Source organism: Cupriavidus basilensis (assembly GCF_029335485.1).
Taxonomy (GTDB): Bacteria; Pseudomonadota; Gammaproteobacteria; order Burkholderiales; family Burkholderiaceae; genus Cupriavidus; species Cupriavidus basilensis_E.
This window is the reverse complement of sequence record NZ_JARJLM010000193.1, coordinates 21,988-29,363: the sequence shown is the minus strand read 5'-3', so window position 1 is coordinate 29,363 and position 7,376 is coordinate 21,988. Positions and strand designations below refer to the sequence as shown.

The window sequence follows — 7,376 nt, the reverse complement described above, 5'->3', positions numbered from 1 at the left end:
GGCCGCGGCGATCGCCGACCTGGCCCTGCCGGAATAAGTCCGGCAAGGCCCGCCGCATCTCGCCACATCTCGTGGCCGGAGCACGTCAGGCGCGCATGCAAGCGGGCCTGACGCAAGCTGCGTCGTTCACCCCGCCAGCATGCGAAGCAGGGCATCCTGCGCGGCAAATGGCACACGGCCGCGCCGGCGGCGGTAAGTGCCGTTCGCCATCATTTCCCATGTATCCCGCTTGTCTTTCAGGTATGCCTTCAATCCCTCGTCGATGACGCGCGCCTTGAGACGCTTGTCGGCCACCGGAAAGCACACCTCGATGCGCCGGAACAGATTGCGCCCCATCCAGTCCGCACTGGAGAGCATCACGTCTTCCGCCTTGTCGTTGTAGAAGTAGAAGATGCGCGAATGCTCAAGAAAACGGCCGATGACCGAGCGCACCCGGATGTTCTCCGAGCACCCCGGAATACCTGGGCGCAAGGCGCATGCGCCCCGCACGATCAGGTCGATCCTGACCCCGGCGTTTGACGCCTCGTAGAGGGCGTCGATGATGCCTGGCTCCAGCAAGGCGTTCATCTTGGCGATGATTCTTGCCTTGCGTCCCGCCCTGGCGTGCTCGGCCTCGCGCCGGATCGCCGCCAGCAAGGCCGCATGCAGGGTGAACGGCGATTGCCAGATGCGGGCGAGCTGGCTGGTCTGGCCCAGCCCGGTCAGTTGCGCAAAGACGCCGGCCACGTCGTCGGTGATGCCCTCGTCGCAGGTCAGCAAACCGAAATCCGTGTAGACCTTGGTGGTCTGGCCATGATAGTTGCCGGTGCCGAGGTGGGCATAGCGCCTGAGATGCCGGCCTTCGCGCCGCAGCACCAGGGCCATCTTGGCATGCGCCTTGAAGCCGACCACGCCATAGACCACATGGGCGCCGGCCTGCTCCAGCGCCGCGGCCCAGCCGATATTGGCCTCCTCGTCGAAGCGCGCCAGCAGTTCCACCACCGCAGTGACTTCCTTCCCGGCCCGCGCGGCATCGATGAGCGCCTGCAGCAAGCTGGAGTCATGGCCGGCACGGTACACCGTCTGCTTGATGGACACCACGTCCGGGTCCTGCGCTGCCTGCTGGATGAAATCGACAACAGGCGCGAAGGACTGATAGGGATGGTGCAGCAGGATGTCGCCATCGCGGATGGCGCGGAACATATCCGGCTGGTTCAGCAGCGCCTTTGGCAGCCCTGGACGGAACGGCCGATACTTGAGATCGGGGCGGTCGACCTTGTCCGGCACATTCATCAGGCGCACCAGGTTGACCGGCCCGTCGACGCAGAACACATCCGCATCTTCCAGGCCGAACTGCTCCTGCAGGAAATGCGTCATCTCCGCCGAGCAGTTGCCGGCCACCTCCAGCCGCACCGCGGCGCCGAGATGCCGCTGCGGCAACTCGCCCTGCAGGGCTTCGCGCAGATTCTTGACCTCCTCCTCGTCGACGAACAGCCCGCTGTTGCGGGTGACGCGGAACTGGTAGCAGCCGCGCACCTCCATCCCCGCAAACAATTCGCACACATGGGCATGCAGGATGGACGACAGGAAGACGAAGCCATGCTCGCAGCCCGCGACCTCCCTGGGCAAGCGGATGACACGCGGCAACGCACGCGGCGCCTGGACAATGGCCGCGCGGTGGCTGCGGCCGAAGGCGTCCCGTCCTTGCAGCTCGACGACGAAGTTCAGGCTCTTGTTCAGTACGCGGGGAAACGGATGCGTCGGATCCAGGCCGATCGGGGTCAGGATCGGCATCAACTGCTCGAAGAAGTAGGCCCGGATCCACTCCGACTGCGCGGCAGTCCAGTTCGGGCGGCGCAGGAAACGGATCCCCTGCTCTGCAAGTTCGGGAATCAGGACCTCATTGAACAGCCGGTACTGGTGCGCCACCAGTTCCCGCGCCTTGGCGCTGACCAAGGTATGGACGCGTTGCGCGTCGAGCCCGTCCGGGCCAGTCGCCACGGACTGGACCTTGATCTGCTCCTTCAGCCCCGCAACCCGAACCTCATAGAACTCGTCGAGATTGCTGCTGAAGATGCACAGGAAGCGCAAGCGCTCCAGCAAAGGCGTATCCGCGTGTTCGGCCTGGGCCAGCACCCGGCGGTTGAACTCCAGCAGACTGAGTTCCCGGTTGGAGTAAAGCGCCGCGCCCGTCGGACTCGAAGGTATTTCAGCGCGCTTCCCCCCTGCTTTCCTCATGATGGCCTGCGAGAAGCCATCCCGCGAGATCAATGTCGCGCTTTCTTCCATATTGTGCTGATTGAATGCTGAATAAGGGTTTATGACATGCTGATGTCATAATAGCTCACTTCCATGCCAGCCCAGTGCCCGAATATCGGCCAGCCGGTTCTCTTAAGCGCGCACAGCAAACCCCGGCGAAATGCCGCGCAGGGCAGCCAGAAAGCCCGCACATAAGCCGAGCCAATGCCAGGGGTATCTCCCCTGATTTTATCCCCACCAATGAGGGATTAATGGTGCGTTGCTTGAATCACGCATCGAATATAATCGCGGGCCACAGATCAGGACCGGATTGCAGACTTCCCCGACCGGCAGGCCTGCCCGCGCCGAATCCGCAACCCAACGGCTACATTTTGTGTCGATCAAGAGAATTTCCAGTGCCCCATACGCCACGCGCATGCGCTGAAAATAATGTTGGCCGCCGCACGAATCTGTTCTATCGTCTGTTGATAATCGCGCCGCCAGCCGCGGCATTCACAAGAAGCAGCGCAGGCGCTTGCCCAGGCAGGCTGGATGCAGGGTTCCGTGCCGCCCACGCTGTCATTCGCGAGTTCCCCCTATGAACACGGATTCCCATGCTGGGCTCATCGCAAGACTTGCCCACGCAGTGCAGGTATCGACGAAGGAGGCGGAGGCCGCGTTCTACGATGCCCTTCAAACGCTGAGTACCGGCGCGCGCGTCGAGAACTACCTGACCCTCTTTGCCGTGCGCCGTGCCGCGGATGAAATACGCGCGCGTCAGCGCAGCAATCCGGTCGATCCCCTATAGTTGTACGCCGGACCAGCAGCAGACAAAGGCGGCAGAGGGGGCGGTACAATCGGCAAGCTCGCGCCTGGGCGCGGCCCCCCTCCAAAAGACATCCGAATTGCCTTGGCAGCCCCGAAGAATTGATTCTCAAGTATCCCAACCTTTTCGTGGCCAGCAGCATTTCGCTTGCTGTCGCCATCGCCGCCATCGGTGCCGGAGCGCTCCTTGAAATGCGCCAGGACGCCTTCGCGCGCGCGCAGGAAGCATCCTCCAATCTCTCGCTGATCCTGGAACGCGACATTGCCCGCAACCTGGAAATCTTCGAGCTGTCGATGCACGCCGTGATCGACGGCGTCAAGGATCCCGAGATCCTTCGGCTGCCTCCGGCCATCCGCCAGCTGGTGCTGTTTGACCGCTCCACCAACGCAACGGACCTGGGCTCCATGCTGGCGACGGACGAGAAAGGCAATCTCGTGCTCGACTCCCGCTCCACCCCTGCCCGTCCGGTCAATGTTGCCGACCGCGACTACTTCAAAGTGCATCGCGATTCGACCACGGCCGGGTTGTTCGTCAGCCAGCCGTTCCAGCCCCGCCTGACGGAAACAGCCCAGTCGATCGGCCTGAGCCGAAGGTTGTCGCATGCCGATGGCAGCTTTGCCGGCATCGTCGTCGGCACGCTGCGCCTCAACTATTTCAGGCGGCTGTTCGAGGGGACGAAACTCGGCCCCGGAGGCACCGTCACGCTGCTGCGGGACGATGGCATCGTGCTGATGCGCCGTCCTTACGATGCCGCCACCATCGGCCGAAGTATTGCCGCCAGCTCGTCCTTCCCTCCGCTGATGCAGGCACAGCAAGGCTCCTTTGTCGGCATTGCCGCGCTGGACGGCACCGAACGGCTATATGATTTCCGCCACGTTACCGGCTTCCCCCTGGTGCTTGTCGTTGGCCTGTCGACCGACGATATCTATGCGGAATGGCGCAAAAGGGCGTGGCTGATCGGTGGGCTGATCCTTGCCCTCGACATCGTGATCATCCTCCTCTCCGCCCTGATTTCCCAGCAGTTCAGGCGCAGGCTGGCGATGGAGGAGCACCTGCGGTTGATGGTCAACACGGACGGGTTGACAGGCATCGGAAGCCGGCGGGCCCTGGATGAGGCAGCGGACATCGAATGGCGCCGGGCATGGCGCAACCAGCAGCCCTTGTCGTTGCTGATGATCGACGTGGATCATTTCAAGAACTTCAATGACCGCTACGGGCACGCGGGCGGCGACGATGCACTGGCCGCGGTAGCCCGGTGCATTGCCGACAATATCCGCAGGCCCGGCGACTATGCGGCCCGCTACGGCGGCGAAGAGTTCGCCGTGCTGCTGCCCAACACCGGCATGGATGGCGCCATGGCCGTGGCCGGGAAAATCCGCACGGCGGTCCAGGGCCTGGGCCTCCCGAACGCGGGGAGCACCCACCAGGTACTCACGATCAGCATCGGTGTGGCATGCGCGGAGGGCCGCTCGCGCTTTGCCAACCTGCGCCTCTTGTTCGGTGCCAGCGACGAGGCGCTATACGAGGCGAAAGAGTCCGGGCGCAACCGGGTAGCCGCCGCACGCGAAAGGCAAAAGAACCAGGCCCACGGCGCGGCCCTGGAGCGCTGAAGGCAGTGAAGGCACCGAAGGCGCGGCCGGTACTGCAAGAACGTAAAAAGACGGAAGACATAGCGATGGGCAAGGGTTTTTTGGCGCTGTTGCTGACCGGGGCGTGCCTGGTCAACGGCGCCGAAACGACACGGCATCATATGGCTGGTGAGCATTCTGCTGCCAGCGGTGTCGTCATGCTCTGTCGCTGAAAAATCCAGCTCGTTGAGACAGCAGCTCATTGGTGGCTGGGCGTTGGTGTCGGTCAGGAGTGTTGATGCAGACAAGCCATCGGAGCCTTACGGTTCTGCGCCAGAGGGATACTTAACAATCGGTAGCAACGGACGATTTTCTCTTCAGACATTTCGGCCTGGAATTCCGAGGTTTGCAGCTAACGACCGAACCAAGGGTACTGATGCGGAGAACAAAGCCGTCGTCCTTGGCAGTGTTTCCTATTTCGGCACATACCAAATCGATGAACGCGCACACGTTATGTTGATGCACATCGAGCAAAGTACATATCCGAACTACACGGGCCAAAACCAACAACGCATGGTTGAACTGCGCGGAAACCTGCTGGAATTCACGAACCCGACAGCCACAACGGGCGGAACCCTGAAAATCGTATGGAAACGCGCTGACTGAACGTTATTCGAGTGCAAAAGCCAGTAAATATCGGCGTTTCCCGAAATCGGACATGCGGACGACATAGCAGGCGCGCGCGTGCGGTCCGTCGATGCGTCGGGCAGGTGTATTCTTGCTGCTCGCTGCATTTCTACACGCGGATGCTGTGTGAAGCGTTCTCAGTCAATCACTAAAGGGCCGAAGCACAGCTCTTTCTTCCATAGCGTGGCACCGTACCAGTCGGTCAGCTTCAGGCGAAGGCAAACGAACCGGAGGATTGAACGTCATGAACGACAAGCAAGATGTAGCGGCGGACAGCACAGCAGCGCGCGTCGCCTTGTGGCGCGCACTGCATGTCGAGGCCGACCCCCTGCCGCATGTGCTGGAAGACAAAATCGGCCTTAAGCTGCTGTCCCCCGGCGAGGGCTGGCGCAGCCGCGGGGATATGGACCCGCAGTTCACGCGCCCCTTTCGCGCTTCAATCGTGGCTCGTGCCCGCTTCATTGAGGACCTGGTCGCGGAGCAGGCCGCCCGTGGGGTTGGTCAGTATGTCATCCTCGGTGCGGGCCTTGACACCTTCGCACAGCGCAGACCGGAGATCGCGTCCCGCCTCAGGGTATTCGAGGTTGACCAGCCAGGTCCCCAGGCGTGGAAGCGTCAGCGCCTGATCGAGCTCGGCTTCGGCGTCCCGGACTGGCTGCGCTTCGTGCCGGTCGATTTCGAGGCAAGCGGATCCTGGCGGGACGGGCTTGTGACCGCCGGCTTCGATGGCAGCAAGCCGGCAATCGTGGTCTCGACGGGTGTCAGCATGTATCTCACCAGGGATGCGAACGCGGCCACGCTGCGCGAAGTCGCGGCCCTTGCCCCCGGATCGACGCTCGCCATGACGTTCCTGCTTCCGTTGGCGCTGGCGGACCCCGAAGTACGCCCCGGGCTTGAGATGGCGGAGAGAGGAGCGCGAGCAAGCGGGACACCGTTCCTCAGCTTCTTCGTCCCAGCGGGTATCCTGGCGCTGGCCCGTGAAGCAGGCTTTAAAGAAGCGCGGCACGTCTCGGCGGCCGATCTTACCGGGCGCTACTTCATGGGCAGGACAGATGGTCTCCGGCCGCCGAGCAATGCTGAGGAACTGCTGGTAGCCAATACCTAGCTGTCCGCGCATTTTCCGACCGACATGACCGCGCAAATGACCGTTCCACCTTGGAAGCTGCCGCAGAGGCGGCGCGGGATCGAAGGGCAGATCCGCAGTCGGTACCTGCCGTCCGCGAAGGTAGTTCGCCATGGTCGGAAACCGGCCAATATGAGGCACTCAGTTGACAGTAGATCGATGACCGTTCTCAGAACCCAATCCGTCGTCCGCCCCCTGCTAATTTGGACGAGTGCTGACGTTGACGAGACTCTTCGAGCAGTGGTTTCGAACTACGAATACGCCCCTCTCTTATGGAAATCAGAGTCACTGACACTGGCCATGGCCATCGACGTGTCACGAGGCCGTCAGTAGGTCAATCCAGAGGCGTAACCGTATCCGAAGGGAGTTCGAACCTATTTCGGCCGTCCCGCCTTGGCGGCCGCCGCATCCAGTGCGCTCGAAAACCGTTCGATGTCTTCTGACCGAAACTGGGCAAGAAATAATTCATTGACTGCTGCCTCGTAGACGCCCCACATCTTCTTCCGCAAGGCCTTGCCTTGCCGTGTGACAGACACAAACGCAGCGCGGCCGTCTTCTTCTGAGCGAGCCCGTGTCACCAATTCTTCTCGCTCCAGCCTGTCGATCAGGCGAGTCAGGTTGTACCGCTCGATGGCAAGCACATCGGCAAGTTCATGCATCCGACGACCTTCCTCTGGCCCGCTTTCTATCCCCCACAGCACGTCGTACCAAGCGTAGACAGGCAGTCCGGCCTCTGCCAGACGCCGGTCCACCTCACGTATCAAGGCCCGGTGCGACCGTACGAACGAAAACCACAAATCCGGCTTTTCAGTCGACATGGCATCTCCATTAGTTGCAGTTGCAATTATGCCGCATAGCGCTCACAATATCCTAACGATTGCAGTTGCAATTCATTCGGATCGCGATGGCCCCGTCTACCCGACCGGGCCTGGTGCGAACCGAAGCCCCGTCAATC

Annotated in this window: 7 protein-coding genes; 5 read left to right on the top strand and 2 right to left on the bottom strand. The window is 61.9% G+C overall.

Going from position 1 to position 7,376, the window contains the following annotated elements; all coding sequences use genetic code 11:
* Positions 1-126: 126 nt before the first annotated feature.
* On the bottom strand, positions 127-2,217 hold the full coding sequence (gene ppk1 / locus P3W85_RS11405; RefSeq protein WP_276264868.1) for a polyphosphate kinase 1: 2,091 nt from the start codon (positions 2,215-2,217) through the stop codon (positions 127-129).
* A gap of 598 nt (positions 2,218-2,815) precedes the next feature.
* Between ppk1 and P3W85_RS11400 the strand changes: the two genes are divergently transcribed.
* From P3W85_RS11400 to P3W85_RS11380, 5 genes are all read left to right on the top strand, one after another.
* Positions 2,816-3,025, top strand: coding sequence for a DUF3562 domain-containing protein (locus tag P3W85_RS11400; protein WP_276264867.1), 210 nt, complete (start codon positions 2,816-2,818; stop codon positions 3,023-3,025).
* A 146-nt stretch (positions 3,026-3,171) separates the two neighbouring features.
* A complete protein-coding gene (locus P3W85_RS11395) occupies positions 3,172-4,653 on the top strand; it encodes a sensor domain-containing diguanylate cyclase (RefSeq protein ID WP_276264866.1) in 1,482 nt (493 codons plus the stop codon).
* A gap of 5 nt (positions 4,654-4,658) precedes the next feature.
* Positions 4,659-4,844: a hypothetical protein gene (locus tag P3W85_RS11390; RefSeq protein ID WP_276264865.1), complete on the top strand. Its 186-nt coding sequence runs from the start codon at positions 4,659-4,661 to the stop codon at positions 4,842-4,844.
* Complete coding sequence (locus P3W85_RS11385; RefSeq protein ID WP_276264864.1) at positions 4,801-5,277, top strand: lipocalin-like domain-containing protein; 477 nt, start codon at positions 4,801-4,803, stop codon at positions 5,275-5,277. Before P3W85_RS11390 ends, P3W85_RS11385 begins: the two co-directional genes overlap by 44 nt.
* A 265-nt stretch (positions 5,278-5,542) precedes the next feature.
* Entirely contained in the window at positions 5,543-6,403 is an 861-nt protein-coding gene (locus P3W85_RS11380; protein ID WP_276264863.1) for a class I SAM-dependent methyltransferase, read from the top strand.
* Between the two features lie 392 nt (positions 6,404-6,795).
* Here the strand turns inward: P3W85_RS11380 and P3W85_RS11375 are convergent, their stop codons facing one another.
* On the bottom strand, positions 6,796-7,239 hold the full coding sequence (locus P3W85_RS11375) for a MarR family winged helix-turn-helix transcriptional regulator (RefSeq protein WP_017226055.1): 444 nt from the start codon (positions 7,237-7,239) through the stop codon (positions 6,796-6,798).
* Between the last annotated feature and the right edge of the window lie 137 nt (positions 7,240-7,376).

Coding starts and splice junctions, on each gene's coding strand:
- ppk1 (WP_276264868.1), bottom strand. CDS start 2,217: ATGAGGAAAGCAGGGGGGAAGCGCGCTGAAATACCTTCGAGTCCGACG.
- P3W85_RS11400 (WP_276264867.1), top strand. CDS start 2,816: ATGAACACGGATTCCCATGCTGGGCTCATCGCAAGACTTGCCCACGCA.
- P3W85_RS11380 (WP_276264863.1), top strand. CDS start 5,543: ATGAACGACAAGCAAGATGTAGCGGCGGACAGCACAGCAGCGCGCGTC.
- P3W85_RS11375 (WP_017226055.1), bottom strand. CDS start 7,239: ATGTCGACTGAAAAGCCGGATTTGTGGTTTTCGTTCGTACGGTCGCAC.